Source organism: Streptomyces sp. NPDC057438, assembly GCF_042802995.1.
Taxonomy (GTDB): domain Bacteria; phylum Actinomycetota; class Actinomycetes; order Streptomycetales; family Streptomycetaceae; genus Streptomyces.
The window spans coordinates 49,584-65,407 of the sequence record NZ_JBHVDD010000051.1; the positions used below are offsets into that span (position 1 = coordinate 49,584).

Annotated in this window: 12 protein-coding genes; 9 read left to right on the top strand and 3 right to left on the bottom strand. The window is 71.1% G+C overall.

Annotated features, from left to right (window positions below; genetic code table 11):
- Positions 1–72 precede the first annotated feature (72 nt).
- From ACFU5F_RS25495 to ACFU5F_RS25520, 6 genes are all read left to right on the top strand, one after another.
- The gene (locus tag ACFU5F_RS25495) at positions 73–1,320 is read left to right on the top strand and encodes an FAD-binding protein (RefSeq protein ID WP_383891517.1); all 1,248 of its coding nucleotides are present in this window, start codon (positions 73–75) and stop codon (positions 1,318–1,320) included.
- A 344-nt stretch (positions 1,321–1,664) separates the two neighbouring features.
- Entirely contained in the window at positions 1,665–2,960 is a 1,296-nt protein-coding gene (locus ACFU5F_RS25500; protein ID WP_383891519.1) for an ROK family transcriptional regulator, read from the top strand.
- 249 nt (positions 2,961–3,209) lie between these two features.
- Positions 3,210–4,475, top strand: a complete 1,266-nt coding sequence (locus ACFU5F_RS25505; protein WP_383891522.1) for an ABC transporter substrate-binding protein — start codon at positions 3,210–3,212, stop codon at positions 4,473–4,475.
- A gap of 23 nt (positions 4,476–4,498) precedes the next feature.
- Complete coding sequence (locus ACFU5F_RS25510) at positions 4,499–5,464, top strand: carbohydrate ABC transporter permease (RefSeq protein WP_383891525.1); 966 nt, start codon at positions 4,499–4,501, stop codon at positions 5,462–5,464.
- Positions 5,461–6,354 (top strand): carbohydrate ABC transporter permease, encoded by an 894-nt coding sequence (locus tag ACFU5F_RS25515; protein ID WP_383891528.1) that lies wholly within the window; start codon positions 5,461–5,463, stop codon positions 6,352–6,354. Before ACFU5F_RS25510 ends, ACFU5F_RS25515 begins: the two co-directional genes overlap by 4 nt.
- Positions 6,355–6,375: 21 nt before the next feature.
- Entirely contained in the window at positions 6,376–9,282 is a 2,907-nt protein-coding gene (locus ACFU5F_RS25520) for a glycoside hydrolase family 2 TIM barrel-domain containing protein (protein ID WP_383891531.1), read from the top strand.
- Between the two features lie 94 nt (positions 9,283–9,376).
- On the opposite strand, the gene ACFU5F_RS25525 is transcribed toward ACFU5F_RS25520, so the two are convergent.
- Complete coding sequence (locus tag ACFU5F_RS25525) at positions 9,377–9,658, bottom strand: calcium-binding protein (RefSeq protein WP_383891534.1); 282 nt, start codon at positions 9,656–9,658, stop codon at positions 9,377–9,379.
- Between the two features lie 168 nt (positions 9,659–9,826).
- Between ACFU5F_RS25525 and ACFU5F_RS25530 the strand changes: the two genes are divergently transcribed.
- The 3 genes from ACFU5F_RS25530 (at position 9,827) to ACFU5F_RS25540 (ending at position 12,304) form a co-directional block, all read left to right on the top strand.
- Positions 9,827–11,146, top strand: coding sequence for a jacalin-like lectin (locus ACFU5F_RS25530; RefSeq protein WP_383891548.1), 1,320 nt, complete (start codon positions 9,827–9,829; stop codon positions 11,144–11,146).
- Between the two features lie 131 nt (positions 11,147–11,277).
- Positions 11,278–11,598 (top strand): hypothetical protein, encoded by a 321-nt coding sequence (locus ACFU5F_RS25535; RefSeq protein WP_383891537.1) that lies wholly within the window; start codon positions 11,278–11,280, stop codon positions 11,596–11,598.
- Positions 11,599–11,719: 121 nt separating this feature from the next.
- Positions 11,720–12,304, top strand: a complete 585-nt coding sequence (locus ACFU5F_RS25540; RefSeq protein WP_383891540.1) for a TetR/AcrR family transcriptional regulator — start codon at positions 11,720–11,722, stop codon at positions 12,302–12,304.
- 103 nt (positions 12,305–12,407) lie between these two features.
- On the opposite strand, the gene ACFU5F_RS25545 is transcribed toward ACFU5F_RS25540, so the two are convergent.
- Together ACFU5F_RS25545 and ACFU5F_RS25550 are read right to left on the bottom strand one after the other, a co-directional pair.
- Positions 12,408–14,159: a DUF2264 domain-containing protein gene (locus ACFU5F_RS25545; protein WP_383891543.1), complete on the bottom strand. Its 1,752-nt coding sequence runs from the start codon at positions 14,157–14,159 to the stop codon at positions 12,408–12,410.
- A gap of 381 nt (positions 14,160–14,540) precedes the next feature.
- Positions 14,541–15,587, bottom strand: a complete 1,047-nt coding sequence (locus ACFU5F_RS25550; RefSeq protein WP_383891545.1) for a rhamnogalacturonan acetylesterase — start codon at positions 15,585–15,587, stop codon at positions 14,541–14,543.
- Positions 15,588–15,824: the final 237 nt, after the last annotated feature.

The following is a 15,824-nucleotide window of genomic DNA, read 5'->3' on the forward strand; positions in this document are numbered from 1 at the left end:
GAACGGGGACCGGCCCGGAGCGGAGAGGATGGCCCCGACAGCTACGGCTCACGGAGCGCGAAGGACAGCCGCATGATGACGGAGACCCTGACCAACTGGGCCGGGAACATCACGTACACCGCGCAGGAGCTGCACCGGCCGCCCTCCGTCGACGCGCTGCGGGCACTGGTCGCGGGAAGCGAGCGCGTGCGGGTGCTGGGCAGCGGGCACTCGTTCAACGAGATCGCGGAGCCCGGCCCCGAGGGCGTCCTGCTCTCCCTGACCGGGCTGCCACCGGCGATCGACGTGGACACGGCGGCCCGTACGGTCCGGGTCGGCGGCGGGGTCCGGTACGCGGAGCTGGCCCGGGCGGTGCACGCACACGGTCTCGCCCTGCACAACATGGCCTCTCTCCCGCACATCTCCGTGGCGGGCTCGGTGGCCACCGGCACCCATGGCTCGGGCGAGGGCAACGGCCCGCTGGCGGCGGCCGTGCGCGAGGTGGAGCTGGTGACGGCGGACGGGTCGACGCTGACGCTGACCCGCGGCGACGACCGCTTCGGCGCGGCGGTCACCTCGCTCGGGGCCCTCGGCGTGGTCACCGCGCTCACCCTCGACCTGGAACCCGCCTTCGGGATGACCCAGCACGTGTTCGGTGAACTTCCCCTGGACGGGCTGGACTTCGCCGCCGTGTCGGCGTCCGCGTACAGCGTGAGCCTCTTCACCCGCTGGCAGCACTCCGGCTTCGACCAGGCGTGGGTCAAGCGTCGCCAGGACCGGCCCACGACGGACTTCCCGTGGGCCGAACCCGCGACCGAGGCGATGCATCCGGTGCCGGGCATGCCGACGGTGAACTGCACCGAGCAGTTCGGGGTGCCCGGCCCCTGGCACGAGCGGCTGCCGCACTTCCGCGCGGAGTTCACGCCGAGCAGCGGGGAGGAGCTGCAGTCGGAGTACCTGATGCCGCGCCCGTTCGCTCTGGACGCCCTGCGCGCGCTCGACTCGATCCGGCACACCGTGGCCCCGGTGCTGCAGGTCTGCGAGGTCCGCACGATGGCCGCCGACGCGCAGTGGATCAGCCCCGCGGAGGGCCGGGACACGGTCGCGCTGCACTTCACGTGGATCGCGGACGCGGCGCCCGTCCTGCCGGTGGTGCGGCGGGTGGAGGAGGTGCTCGCGCCGTTCGAGGCCCGGCCGCACTGGGGCAAGGTGTTCACCGTGCCGGCCGCCGAACTGGGGCGGTTGTACCCCCGGCTGGGTGATTTCCGGCGGGTGGCCGACGAGCTGGACCCGGCGGGCAAGTTCCGCAACACCTTCGTCCGGGAGGTTCTCGACGCGTGAGACGCGCGCGGAGCGTGCGGTGGGCGAGGCGGGCACGAGCGTGTGGCGGGTGAGGCGGGCACGAGCGTGTGGTGGGTGAGGCGGACGCGAGCGCGTGGTGTGCCGGGGTGCGCTCAGGGGGTCGGGCCCGCGCGAGGGCGTGCGGGAGTCGGATGAGCCGGCCGGCCCGCGCGGCCGTCGCCGTGTCGCGTCGGCCGTCGGTCTCCGGCCACGGCACGCGATGCGTCGGGGCGACTTCGTAAACCCCCTTTCCTAACCCCTTGTAGAAAGCCCCTTCCGCGCCATAGCCTTCGACCGCGCCGGGGCAGCAGGCCTCGTCATGGCCTGGAGGGACCGAGGGGATCATGTCGTCGGTGAAGCGCACCTCACGCGACATTCGCACCGCGAACCGGTACGAGGTGCTGCGCCAGATCATCGCCAAGTCTCCCACCTCCCGTCAGGAGCTGGCGGCCGCCACCGGGCTGAGCCTGGCCACGGTCGCCACGCTCGTCGGTGAGCTGCTGGACCTCCGCATGATCACCGAGGTCGGGTTCGAGGACTCGGCCGGGGGCCGCCCCCGGGGGCTGGTGGCCGTCAACGCGTCGGGGGGCGCGTTGATCGGCGTCGACATCGCGGAGACGTACGTCCATGTCGAGCTGTTCGACCTCGCGCTGAACGTGCTGGCCCGGGCCGAGGAGGACGTCCGTCCGGGTGAGAGCCTGCCCGAGCAGATGGTGGGGCACGTCGCCGCCGCCGTCGGCTCCGTCGTCGCCCAGGCCGGCACCGAGGGCGCCCGGGTGCTCGGCGTCGGGGTGAGCGTGCCGGGGCAGGTCGACCGCGCCACCGGCATCTCGGAGTACGCGCCCAACTGGGACTGGCACGACGTGCCGCTGCTCGACCTGCTGACCGAGCACATCGCCTACCCGCTGTACCTGGACAATCCGCTGCGTGCGGTCGCGGTGGCCGAGCTGTGGTTCGGGGCCGCCCGCGGACGCGGGGACGCCGCGGTGATCACCCTGGGGACCGGCGTGGGCGCCGGGCTCGTCCTGGACGGCGGGCTGCACCGGGGGGTGAGCAACAGCGCCGGCGAGTGGGGCCACACGACGATCGTGCTGGACGGCCGGCTGTGCCACTGCGGCAACCACGGCTGCGTGGAGACGTACGTGGGCGCCCCGGGGATCATGCTGAACCTCCGGGAGCTGAGCCCGCGCAGTACGCTGCTGCACCCCGAGGACCAGACGGCCACCATCGCGGCCCTCGCACGGGGTGTGGCCCGGCACGATCCGGTGGCGGTCAAGGTGGTGCGGGACACGGCCCGGTATCTCGGCGCCGGCATCGCCGACCTGGTCAATCTGTTCAATCCCGAAGTGGTCGTGCTCAGCAGCTGGGTCGCGGCCGCGCTGGGCGAGCCCCTGGTCGCGGAGGTGCGCGAGGCCGTCGCCCGGCACGCGCTGCCGCGCCCGATGGCAGCCACCGAGATCGTGCTCTCCCAGATCCCTTCGGACCCGGCCTGCCTGGGCGCCGCGACGTTCGCGCTCGAAGGGGCGCTGCAGTCCGTGGGGCAGAAGCCGGGCCCCCGCGCCGCCCCGGTGCGCGGCAGGCCCGCCGTGCGCCGCCGAGGGCGGCCCGAAGAGCGCGAACGCCTGCGCGAACACCCCTGAGCCGAGGGCCGCCGGACCCTGACCCGGCGGCCCTCATACCCACGTCAAATCCGCGGCAACGCACGGACGTTCGGAACACCGAACCGAATACAACGCTTCGAACAGACTTCGTCCAACCCCTTGCCGAAGCCTTAGCCGAAGGTTAACGTCCCGCACCGCAAGCCTCTTTGAGCCACTGGGTCAACAGGCACTGAGCCGCAGAGCCTCCAGGCACAGCGCCACAGCCGTACTCGAGACAAGGACGTCAGCATGTCGGCAATGAGCAACAGCAACTTCGACCGCCGCTCCGTACTGCGGGCCGCTATGGGCCTGGCCGCCGCCGGCGGTCTGGCCGCATGCGGCAGCAACACCGGTCGGAGCAACGGCGGGGGTGCGGGCGCCGGTCTCACGCAGTACTTCCACGCGTACGGCGAGGCGGGCACCGAGCAGGCCATCAAGAGGTACGCCAAGGCCTACAAGGGCGGCAACGTCACCACGCAGTGGATCACCGGTTCCAACTTCGAGAGCAAGCTGTTCGCCTCGCTGCTCACGGACAAGGCCCCCGACTGCTTCGAGTTCCACCCGCAGCTGCAGATGATCGAGAGCGGCCAGGTCGCGGACCTGACCGACCTGATAGACCCGGTCAAGGACGACTTCAACCAGGCCGACATCCAGTCGCACACGGTCGACGGCAAGATCTACGGCATAAGGATGATCGACGACCCGCAGTTCTTCTTCTACCGCAAGTCGCTGTTCGAGAAGGCCGGTGTCGAGGTTCCGCAGACGCTGGAGGAGTTGGCCGAAGCCGCCGCCAAGCTGACCACCAGCAAGGTCAAGGGCGCCTACCTCGGCAACACCCTGCACTCGATGGTCAACCCGCTGATCTGGTCGGCCGGCGCGCAGCACCTCGACGACAAGAACCAGATCGCCTACCACACGGACGCGGTCGTCGACGGCTTCAAGCAGCTGCGCAAGCTGTTCACCAGCGGTGACCTGCTGCTCGACGCCCCGACCGACTTCTGGGACCCCTCGGCGCTCAACCAGGGCCTGACCGCCATGCAGTGGTGCGGCATGTGGGCGATGCCGCAGATGCAGAAGGCGCTCGGCGACGACCTCGGCATCTTCCCGTTCCCCAAGGTCGGCGACGCGGGCAAGCTCTCCGTCTACAACGGAGGCTGGTCGATGTTCGTCAACGCCAAGGGCAAGAACCTCGACGAGACCAAGGAATACGTGAAGTGGCTGTGGATCGACCAGAAGGAGTACCAGGAGGACTGGGCGCTCTCCTACGGCTTCCACATCCCGCCGCGCACCTCCATCGCGCAGTCGGCCGAGAAGCTGAAGTCGGGCCTGCCCGCTGAGGGCGTCAAGCTGTTCACCGACTACGGCCACTTCGACAACATCGGCTGGACCCAGGCGAGCATCACCGCCCTGGAGGACGTCCTCGCCAACTCGGTGCGCAAGGGCGGCGACCCGGACAAGGAACTCACCAAGGCCGACGCGAAGGTCAACAAAGAGCTCAAGAAGCTCTTCGGATAGGTCGGCGGACAGGTACTCACGACATGTCGACCCTCACCAAGGACGGCGTCTCCAGCCCCGCCCCGGTCAAGGCCACTCCGGCCCGGCCGCGGCGGGGGCTGCGGGGCTCCCCCACGTTCAACTTCTGGATCTTCACCGGGCCGTTCCTGATCGGTCTGGCGATCTTCGTCTACCTGCCGATCCTGTGGAGCCTCTACCTGTCGTTCTTCGAGGCCCGCTTCACGGTCACCCCGAGCACCTTCGTCGGCCTCGACAACTACGTGACGATGCTGACCGACGAGGAGTTCATGGGCTCCCTCGTCACCTTCACGGTCTTCGCCGTCTGCATCGTGCCGATCACCTGGGCGACCTCGCTCGGACTGGCGCTGATGGTGAACCGGCTGCGGTTCATGCGGGCGTTCTTCCGGTCGGTGTTCTTCCTGCCCACGGCGGTCAGCTACGTCGCCGCCTCGCTGGTGTGGAAGATGTCCATCTTCAACGGTGTCCGCTTCGGTCTCGCGAACACCTTCCTCGGCCTGTTCGGCATCGACAACACCGCCTGGCTGGCCAGCCCCGACCCGCCGTGGTACTGGCTGGTCATCCTGAGCGTCCGGCTCTGGCTGCAAGCCGGCTTCTACATGATCCTCTTCATCGCGGCCCTGCAGAACATCCCGCAGGAGATGTACGAGGCCGCCGCGATCGACGGCGCGAAGCCCGGCTGGCAGACGTTCTGGCACATCACCCTGCCGCAACTGCGGGCCACCTCCACCGCCGTGATCCTGCTGCTGCTCGTGGCGGCGTACCAGGCGTTCGACGAGTTCTTCAACCTGCTGTCGAAGACCACCTGGGGCAGGCCGCCCCTGGTCGAGCTGTACTACAAGGCGCTCGGCGACAGCCAGGACTACGGCGCGGGCAGCGCGGGCGCGCTGCTGCTCACCGTACTGATCTGCCTGGTCACCCTGCTCCAGGGCAGGTTCATGGGATTCGGAAGGGGTGAGGAGTCCAAGTGACCACCACCACGACACCTCCGGCGGACCGGGTCGACGTGTCGGCCAAGCCGCGCCGCGTGCGCACCGGCAGCGTGATCGGCTCGACCGGGCTGTACCTCGCCACCGGCTTCGCCGCGCTCCTCTTCCTGATCCCGTTCTATCTGATCGTCCGCAACGCGTTGATGACGGACCCGGAGATCACGGGCGAGGAATGGAAGTGGTTCCCCACCGAGATCCAGTGGGGCAACATCAGCGAGCCGTTCGACGACCCGTCGGTCGACTTCGCGCGCTCGTTGTGGAACTCCGCGGTCGTCGGCGTCCTGCACACCGTGGGGACGCTCCTCGTGTGCTCGCTGGCCGGCTACGGCCTGGCCCGCATCCCGTACAAGCACGCCAACAAGGTGTTCTACGCCGTCCTCGGCACCCTGATGGTCCCGACCGCCGTGACCTTCGTGCCCAGCTTCGTGCTGGTGTCCTCCCTCGGCTGGATCGACACCTACCGGGGTCTGATCATCCCGGGCCTCTTCAGCGGTTTCACCTGCTTCCTGTTCCGGCAGTACTTCCTGGGGTTCCCCAAGGAGCTGGAGGAGGCGGCGCGGGTGGACGGGCTCGGTTACATGGGCGCGTACTGGCGGGTCGTCGTACCCAACTCGCTGAACTTCTTCGCCGCGATGGCGACGATCACGTTCATCAGCGGGTGGAACTCCTTCCTGTGGCCGCTGGTCATCGGCCAGGACCCGAGCGCGTGGACCGTCCAGGTCGCGCTCTCGAACTACATGACCGGCCAGACCGTCAACTTCCACCTGATCTTCATGGCCACGGCCATCTCCATCCTGCCCCTGGTGTTCGTCTTCCTCTTCCTCCAGCGCTGGCTGGTGCAGGGCATCGCGCAGACTGGGATCAAGGGCTAGGAAGAACCAGCAAGGAGACCGATGTCTTTCCGCACCACCGGCACCGCCGCCGAGGCCGTCACCGGCACCTCCGTCGACTACGTCGAGGACGTCTCACCGGGCAGCGGGGCCCTGCCGCCCCGCGCCTGGTACGCGTCCTCCGACGCCCGGTCGCTCTCGCTCAACGGGAGCTGGCGCTTCCGGCTCTCCCCCACCGCCGACGCCGAGGACGACTCGTTCGCGGCGCCGGGGTACGACGCCGGGGGCTGGGCCGAGGTGGCGGTGCCGGGCCACTGGGTCCTGCAGGGGGACGGGGCCTTCGGGGCGCCGATCTACACCAACCACCTGTACCCCTTCCCGGTGGACCCGCCGAGGGTGCCGTCGGAGAACCCGACCGGCGACCATCTGCGGTTCTTCGACCTGCCCGAGGGGTGGCCCGCTCGCGACGAGGGCGGGGCGGTGCTGCGGTTCGACGGTGTGGAGTCCTGTGCCCGGGTGTGGCTGAACGGCACGGACATCGGTGAGTTCAAGGGGTCCCGGCTGCCGCACGAGTTCGCGGTCGGGCACCTGCTGAAGCCGGCCGGGAACGTCCTCGCCGTCCGGGTCCACCAGTGGTCGGCGGGCTCCTACCTGGAGGACCAGGACCAGTGGTGGCTGCCCGGCATCTTCCGGGACGTCACGCTGCTGCACCGCCCGGCGGGCAGCGCCCTCGACTTCTTCGTGCACGCCTCCTACGACCATGTCGGCGGCATCGGGACCCTGCGTGTCGACTCCGACGTCGACGGCCGGGTCCTCGTGCCCGCCCTCGACATCGATGTCGCGACCGGCGAGGCGGTGACGGTCCCGGTGGAGCCGTGGACCGCCGAGACACCCCGGCTGTACGACGGTGAGCTGGTCACGGCGGGCGAGCGCGTCCCGCTGCGGATCGGTTTCCGCACGGTCGTGCTGGAGGACGGTCTGCTCAAGGTCAACGGCAGGGCGATCCTGTTCAAGGGCGTCAACCGGCACGAGTGGCATCCGAAGAAGGGCCGCTCCCTCGACCTGGAGACCATGCGCGAGGACGTGCTGCTGATGAAGCGGCACAACATCAACGCCGTGCGCACCTCGCACTACCCGCCGCACCCCGCCTTCCTCGACCTGTGCGACGAGTACGGCCTCTGGGTGATCGACGAGTGCGATCTGGAGACCCACGGCTTCACCGAGCAGAACTGGCGGGACAACCCCGTCGACGACGACCGCTGGACCCCGGCCCTGCTGGACCGCGCGGCCCGGATGGTGGAGCGCGACAAGAACCATGCCTCGGTGGTCATCTGGTCCCTGGGCAACGAGGCGGGCACCGGCCGCGGCCTCACCGCCATGGCCGAGTGGATCCACGGCCGCGACGGCTCACGTCTCGTGCACTACGAGGGTGACTGGGACTGCCGCGACACCGACATGTACTCCCGGATGTACGCCGACCACGCCGAGACCGAACTCATCGGCAAGCGCCTGGACGGCGGCCCCCTCCGGCGCCGGCAGCTTCCCTTCATCCAGTGCGAGTACGGCCACGCCATGGGCAACGGCCCCGGCGGCATCGCCGACTACCAGCTCATCTTCGAGGCGCACGAGCGCATCCAGGGCGGCTTCGTCTGGGAGTGGATCGACCACGGGATCACCCACCCCGAGCTGGGCTACGCCTACGGCGGCGACTTCGGTGAGGAACTGCACGACGGCAACTTCGTCTGCGACGGCCTGATCTTCCCGGACCGGACGCCGTCCCCCGGCCTGCTGGAGTTCAAGAAGGTCATCGAGCCGGTCCGCATCGACGGCGACGGCACCACCGGGACCGTCCGGGTGCGCAACGCGTACGACTTCGCGGACCTGTCCGAGCTGGCCTTCGAGTGGTCGTACCAGGTCGACGGCAAGACGGTGGAGGCCGGCACCCTGGCGGTGCCCGCCCTGAATCCCGGCGAGTCGGCCGAGGTGAAGCTGCCGCAGCCGCCGACCGGCGGACCGGCCGGCGAGGCGCTGTGGACCGTACGGGCGCTGCTGGCCGAGGACACGGCGTGGGGCAGGAAGGACCATCAGGTCGCCTGGGCCCAGCTCCCGGCCGGGGAGCGGCCGGCGCCGTCCGTCGCGCCGACCGACCGGCCGACGGCGAGCGAGAAGCTCGTCTACCTCGGCCCGGCCTCCTTCGACGTCCGTACGGGCGCGCTGAAGACCATCGGCGCCCTCGATGTGACCGGGCTGCGGCTGGACGTGTGGCGGGCGCCGACGGACAACGACGACGGCGCCTCCTGGCAGGACGGCACGCGGTACAGCGAGCTGTGGCGCACGTGGGGCCTGCACCGCATGCGGCACCGCCTGGACGCGGTGGAGCTGGGTGAGGACGCGCTGACGGTACGGACTCGGGTGGCGCCCGCCGCCCGGGAGATCGGTCTGCGCACGACGTACCGGTGGACCTCCGACGGCACCCGGCTGAAGCTGACCGTGTCGGTGGTCCCGGAGGGCCAGTGGACCGTCCCGCTGCCCAGGCTCGGCATCCGCTTCGGCCTGCCGTCCGCCCATGCCGTGACGTGGTACGGCGGCGGCCCCGGCGAGGGCTACCCCGACACCAAATCGGCGTCCATGGTGTACCGCCACCACTCCACGGTCGACGAGCTGCAGACCCCGTACGTCCGCCCCCAGGAGAACGGGGCCCGTCCCGACGTCCGCTGGGCGGAGCTGGGCGGCCTGCGGGTCGAGGGCGACCCGGAGTTCGGGTTCACGGCCCGCCGCTGGACCACCGAGCAGCTGGACGCCGCCGCGCACCTGACCGACCTCCGGGCCGGTGACTCGGTGTGGGTCAACCTCGACCACGGCCAAATGGGCATCGGTTCCCAGTCCTGCGGGCCGGGCGCGCTGCCGCAGTACCACCTGCTCGCCGGGCCGGCGGAGTTCTCGTTCGTGTTCTCTACGACGAAGTCGTAGGGCGGCGGACGCCGAGGAGCGGCCGGCCGGCCTGCGGGTCGGCCGGCCGCTCCTCGTGTGTGTCACGACGGGCGTGGGCCCGGGGCCTTGAGGGTCACGGGCAGCTGACGCGGGGGTCTCCGGGGTCCGTGGTGCAGGTGTCGGTGCCGGTGCCGCCGTTTGCGGTGTCGTCGGCGGAGACGCCGTCGACGGTGGTGAGGCGGTCGTTGCCCGCGTTGCCCATCAGGTTGTCGTTGCCGGGGCCGCCGTTCGGTGTGTCGTTGCCTCCGGCGCCGTCGACGCGGTCGTTGCCGAAGTCGCCGTAGGCGGTGTCCGTGCCGAGGCCGGCGTTGATGGTGTCGGACCGCGGCCGCCGACGAACCCTCCCGGTGTGCACGGACCCCTTCAGTGCGCGACGCCATGAAGACCTCTGATCTTCTCGTCCCTCACTGTTTCCCCAACTGACCTTGCGCGTCACACTGATGGCGACTGAATCTGAGCACCGCTCATCTTCCCCACGCCTCCCCGGAGAGCCCCCATGACTTCTGCGATCCCGCAGCGCCCCCTGCGAAGACTCCTCGGCGTCCTCGCCGCCGGCACGCTCGCCGTCACCGGTCTCGCCACCACCGGCGCGACCCCCGCCGCGGCGGCCACCAGCGGCACGTTCAACGTGCTGACGTACAACGTCGCGGGCCTCCCCGAGGGGCTGAGCTCCGGCAAGCCCGCGACGAACACGCCGCTGATCTCGCCGCGCCTGGGGGCGTACGACATCGTCAACGTCCAGGAGGACTTCAACTACCACGCGGCCCTGTACGCGGGCGACGACCACCCCCACCGCACCGCGACCAGCGGCGGGGTGCCCTTCGGCGACGGTCTCAACACCCTCTCCGACTACGCCTTCGACGACTTCCAGCGCGTGAAGTGGAACACCTGCACCGGCACCAACTGCCTCACCCCGAAGGGCTTCTCGCTCGCCCGCGTGCGGCTCGACGAGGGGGTCTACGTCGACCTCTACAACGTGCACACGAACGCCGACTCCGACGACGCCGCGCTGGCCGCGCGCCGCGCCAACATCACCCAGCTCTCGGAGTTCATCAAGGCGAACTCGGCGGGCAACGCGGTGATCGTGATGGGTGACACCAACACCCGCTACACGCGCACCGGCGACAACATCCGCAGCCTCGTCGGCGAGAACGGCCTCACCGACCCGTGGGTGCAGCTGGTCAAGGGCGGTGTCGCACCCGCCCTGGGCGCCGACGCGCTGGTCTGCCCGACGACGGCCCCCACCAACGACTGCGAAGTCGTCGACAAGGTCTTCTACCGGGACAGCAACGTGGTCGACCTGACCGCGAGCCGCTACAACAACGACTGGGCGAAGTTCCTCGACTCCGCGGGCGGCAACCTCTCCGACCACTTCCCGCACGCGGTCGACTTCTCCTGGAAGCTCAACCCCCGGCTGCGGGCCAGTGACTTCGCCGGCGGCCCGCACGGCACGGCGTTCAGCGACGCGGACAACCTCCCCGCGACGGTCTCGCCCCGCACCCTCACCCTGCGCGGCGCCTCGCGCCTCGACGGCGTCTCGCTCACGCACGACGGGGGCACGACGCTGACCCACGGCGGCTCGGGCGGTACGGCAACCTCCCTCACCCTGGCCTCGGGGGAGCACCTGACCTCCGTGAAGCTGACGCAGGGCCAGAGGAACGGTCGTACGCGGATCTTCTCCGCCGCCTTCGGCACGGACAAGGGCCGCTCGCTCGCCTCGGGCACGGCCACCTCGGACGCGAAGACCTTCACCGCTCCGGCCGGCTGGCAGATCGTCGGCTTCACCGGCCGGGCGGGCGACGAGATCGACAAGCTGGGCGTGCTGTACGCGCCGATCGGCTGAGCACCGCCCCGCGACGACACCGGTCCCTCGGACCCCAGGCCTCACCCCGACCGCCGCCGGGTGGGGCCGGCCGGGGTGCGCCTCCCCTGACGGGGGGCGCGGGGCCCGGCCGGTGTCCCTGTCATCGGGCCATGACGACGCCGACAGCCGCCGGCAAGCCCTGTGCTTGCGGGAGTTACTACTACCTGGTGCCCCTTCACGAGGACGCGGGCAAAGACCAGGTCTGGGAACGGAAGACCACCGAGTGCACGAGCACGACGCAGAGCACCTACGCCCAGGGCCATGACGCCAAGCTGCGCAAGTTCCTGGTGTCGGCGGGCGTCGGTGGCTACCGGGTCCACCGCGTCGAGGGCAAGATCGTGATCGTCAAGGACCCGGCACGGGTGGCCGCCGACCTCGGCTGGGAAAGCGACGTGCGCGCGGCCATCGGCAGAGGTACGCGGACATCCTGACGGGCCGAGGCCCTGGAGCTCGCGAAGGGCTTCCGGGGCTCTCCCGTGGGCGGGCACGGCACAGGGGTGGGCGGACCTTAACCTGGGGTCCCTAGGTTCTCGTCCCGTCCAGAGGTGGTCCATGCCCCGAGCCGGTCTCACCCCCGACCGCATCACCGCGGCCGCCGCCGACCTCGCCGACGAGGTCGGCTTCGAGGGCGTCTCGCTGTCCGCCCTGGCCCGTCACTTCGGGGTCAAGGACGCGAGTCTGTACTCGCACGTGCGCAGCCTCCAGGACCTGCGCGGCCGCATGGCCCTGCTGGCCGGCGGCGAGATGATCGACCTGATCGCGGCGGCCGTCGCCGGCCGGGCCGGCAGGGACGCGCTGGCCGCCTTCGCCGGGGCCTACCGGGAGTACGCCCTGCGGCACCCCGGCCGGTACGCGGCCACCCAGCTCCCCCTCGACCAGCTGCCCGTCACCGACTCCCCCGCCCTGCGCCGCACCGCCGAGATCACCTACGGAATGCTCCGCGCGTACGGCCTCGACGAACCCGATCTCACGGACGCCGTGCGGCTGCTGCGCAGCACCTTCCACGGCTTCTGCGCCCTGGAGGCCGGGGGCGGCTTCGGCGCGCCCCGCGACGTACGCAGGTCCTGGGACCGGTGCGTCGAGGCGCTGCACCTGGCGCTCACGCACTGGCCCCGCGAGGACCCCGAGGGGACGTAGACCCGGCCGGTGCCGGCCCTCATATCCCAGGACATCGCGGTCCTGAAGGACGGCACGCCGACCTGGGCCTACGCTCCCGTCACCCCGTCCTGCACGACCGCCCTCAACGGGGCGTCACCGACCACGAAGACGCTGAGGATCGCCCACCTGAAGCCGTGAACACGAACCGGACCCGCTCACCGTGGGCCCAGTCCACGGACACCTCGTACGCGCCCCTCACCTCGACGGAGACCAGCTCCGGCAGGGGCCGGGCGTCTGCCTCGGCGGTGAGACGGGCCAGGGCGACGAAGAGGGTGGCGTCCGCGTCGGCCGTCTCACCGGTGAGGCCCTGCCCGGTGGCAGCGCTCGCCAGGCCGTGCACGGGATGCACCGCGCTCTCCACACCCTCCGCGGGCGCCCAGCCCGTCACCCGCACCGGCGTGCCGGGGGCCGCGCCCGTCACCAGGTGGGCCCGGACCTCGACGGCCCCCCGGGCGACCACCAGGCTCGTGACCCGGACACCGGCCTCGCCGACGGTGTGCCGGGAGGCCGCCCAGCCCTCCCCCACGCCCAGCGGCTCGATGTCCGTGCGGCCGGCGTCGCCGCCGACGATCACGCTGTTGTCGTACGACTCGGCGGGCTCGGCCAGCGGCACGGGCTCCGTCACCGTCGAGTAGGCGAGCCGGGTGTAGAAGGGGTCGTAGCGGACGTCCTCGCTGCCGTGGTTGTGCAGGCGCACCAGGCCGTCCGAACGCGTGGACTGGATCAGCCAGTTGGGCGGGCCGACGGGACGCAGCTCGTCCTCGCACTCCACCGGGCTCGGCTCCTCCGTCGCCGTCCACACCTCGTGGTCCGCGGGCAGCAGGAGGCCGAGGAAGCCCTTGCTGGCCCAGTACGGGGAGGCGGGGCCCGAATACCCCTGCAGAACGGCGGGGTTCGGTCCGTGCCAGCCCAGCGACAGCAGGCCGTGCTCGTCGACCGCGCCCCGGTCGAGGAAGTACTTCAGCGCGCCCGACGCCAGCCGCCGGGTCCGGCCCGGCGACAGCGGCGTACGGCCGGTGAGGGCGCCCAGCCACAGCGGGACGGTCGTCGCGAAGCGGTAGGTGAGGGAGCGGCCCTGGTGCAGGGGGGCGCCGTCGCCGCCGAACAGCCGGGCGTAGTCGGCGAGATGGACCGAGAGGCGGTCGCCGTAGCGCGCGAGGAGGCGGTCGTCCTGCGCGAGCCAGGCGTGCAGGACCGGGTAGAGGTGCATGGCCCAGCCGTTGTAGTAGTCGAACTTGCGGCCGTCGCCGTCGGTGTACCAGCCGTCGCCGAGGTACCACTGCTCGATCCGGTCGAGGCGCCGGTCGATGACCCGGCGGGCCAGCTCCGGCTCGTGGCCGATCTCTTCGAGGAAGCCGCCGACCGTGACCGGGAACAACTCCCAGTTGCAGGGCCAGGGTTCGGCGGTGAGCGCGTCACCGAGCCAGGCCGCCGCGCGCTGGCGGACGCCGTCGTCGAGACGGTCCCAGAGCAGGTCCCGGGTCACGCGCAGAGCGAAGGCGATCGACGCGGCCTCGACGAGGGGCTGACGGCGGTCCTCGATGCGCGGCCAGACGCCGCGGACTCCGGCCGCGAGACCGTCCGCGTACCGCGCGAGCGCCTTCTCGTCACGGCGGAACGCGGCGAGCAGCAGCGTGCGGGCGTATCCCTCCAGCCCGTCGGAGAGCCGGCCCGTCCAGCTGGCCCGGTCGCCGGGCAGCTGGTAGAGCGCCCCGTCGGCACTGGCGTACGGCTCCACGGCGGCCAGCAGCGCGTCGGCCGCCGTCTCCCAGTGGGCGCGGGTGTAGCCGGTGTACGGACTGAGGGTGCGGTCTTCCTGCGGCGGGGAGGGCATGGGGCGCGATCTTTCTCTGGGGGCCGGGGTGGGGCGGTTTCGGGGTGGTGGGGTGCGTCGGGGTGCGTGGCGGGTGCGGGTGGGTGGGGCTTCTCGCGCAGTTCACCCGCGCCCCTCAAAGCTCGGGCCCAGCAGGGTGCGTGGTCGGGTGCGGGTCCGGTGGGGGCTGGTCGCGCGTTCCCCGCGCCCCCAAGAGCCCAGGCCCTGCGGCCTGAGAAGCACGGGGCGCAGCCCCTGCTTCTCAGGGGCGCGGGGAACTGCGCGAGAAGCCCCACCGGACCCGCACCCGACCACGCACCTCACCCACCCCGACCCTCCCGCGTGAAGACCTCACTTGCAGACCTGGGGCGCCCCGGTTCCGGTCGGGACGCCCCAGGAGTCCTATCCCACCCTGGTCTTCCCCTCGGGCACCAGCCCCTGGGCGACGAGTTCGTCCCGGACGAGGCCGGCGTACACGGTCGCGCCGCGCACCGAGGTGTGGGTGTTGTCGCGCTTCTCGTTGTAGAGGTAGAGCGCCTTGGAGCCCTCCGTGCCCAGGGACTCCACCAGCGCCTTCGTCCTGGCGGTGAGGTCGATCAGCGGCACGGAGCGGTCCGCGGCGACCGCGCGGACGACCGCGGGGTGGTCGACGCCCAGGCCGTTGACCAGCAGGGCGGTGCCGTTGTTCAGGGTGCCGTCGGCGTTGAACCAGCGGCGCACGATCGGGGTGACCAGCACGGGCTTCCCGCCCTTCTCGCGGACGCCCGCGACCAGCGTCTCGAGGTTGGCCCGGTAGGTGGCCGCGTCGGTCTGCTTGTCGTTGTGGGCCAGCTGGATCAGGACCAGGTCGTTCCGGCGGATCCGCGGCTGGACGGTGGCCCACAGCCGGGAGTCGGCGAGGTAGGAGACCGTGCTCTCGCCGGAGTCGGCGTGATTGGCGACCGAGAAGCCCTTCCTGAGGTACTGCGGGAGCTGCTGCCCCCAGCCGGAGTACGGGTCACCGGGCTGGTCGCAGACCGTGGAGTCGCCGACGAGGAAGATCTGGCGGGCCCGCTCGGCGCGGGTGACCCGGATGTCGGCGAGGGCGGGCGCCGAACCGCCGACGAAGAGGTCCAGGCCGGGGGTGCCCTCGGGGCCGGTCGGCTCGCCCTCGGGGGTGCGGACGTCGACGGTGAAGCTGTGGCGGACGTGCTCACCGGCGTCCGTGGCCGTCTCCGCCAGGAGCGTGCGGCGCGTCTCGCCGGTGATGGCCGTGCTCGCCGCCTCGTCCCCGCCGAGGCGGACCCGCACCTCGTAGGTACCGGCGGGGACGTCGAAGTGGCAGGAGTTCCCGGAGCAGTGCTCCGGGCCCAGGACGAGCCGGTCCGCCCGTGCCTGGGCCGGTGCGGCCGTGAGGACGGCGCCCAGGGTCGTCGCCACGGCCAGCGCGGCGAGGGTGAAACGTCTCATTGCGGCTCCTCCCAGAGGTGACAAAGCCCGGCGGCTGGACCGTACATCGTTCGACAAGCGCTTTCTAGGGGTGGGGCGTCATTCACATGATTGCCAACTTCCGTCGAGCGAAAGCCCTTTCGCGAAAACGATTCAACTGTCACCCTTCCGAATCACCGCACTCCCCCCACGGCACCCGAGGAGGATCCCCATGTCCGAATCCCCTTCCCCGTCCGGGATCTCGCCGGTGGCTTCGTC

Bases quoted from the DNA above. Each gene is read 5' to 3' on its own strand.
- ACFU5F_RS25510 (WP_383891525.1), top strand. From the start codon at position 4,499: ATGTCGACCCTCACCAAGGACGGCGTCTCCAGCCCCGCCCCGGTCAAG.
- ACFU5F_RS25500 (WP_383891519.1), top strand. From the start codon at position 1,665: ATGTCGTCGGTGAAGCGCACCTCACGCGACATTCGCACCGCGAACCGG.
- ACFU5F_RS25535 (WP_383891537.1), top strand. From the start codon at position 11,278: ATGACGACGCCGACAGCCGCCGGCAAGCCCTGTGCTTGCGGGAGTTAC.
- ACFU5F_RS25545 (WP_383891543.1), bottom strand. From the start codon at position 14,159: ATGCCCTCCCCGCCGCAGGAAGACCGCACCCTCAGTCCGTACACCGGC.
- ACFU5F_RS25550 (WP_383891545.1), bottom strand. From the start codon at position 15,587: ATGAGACGTTTCACCCTCGCCGCGCTGGCCGTGGCGACGACCCTGGGC.
- ACFU5F_RS25495 (WP_383891517.1), top strand. From the start codon at position 73: ATGATGACGGAGACCCTGACCAACTGGGCCGGGAACATCACGTACACC.
- ACFU5F_RS25520 (WP_383891531.1), top strand. From the start codon at position 6,376: ATGTCTTTCCGCACCACCGGCACCGCCGCCGAGGCCGTCACCGGCACC.
- ACFU5F_RS25505 (WP_383891522.1), top strand. From the start codon at position 3,210: ATGTCGGCAATGAGCAACAGCAACTTCGACCGCCGCTCCGTACTGCGG.
- ACFU5F_RS25540 (WP_383891540.1), top strand. From the start codon at position 11,720: ATGCCCCGAGCCGGTCTCACCCCCGACCGCATCACCGCGGCCGCCGCC.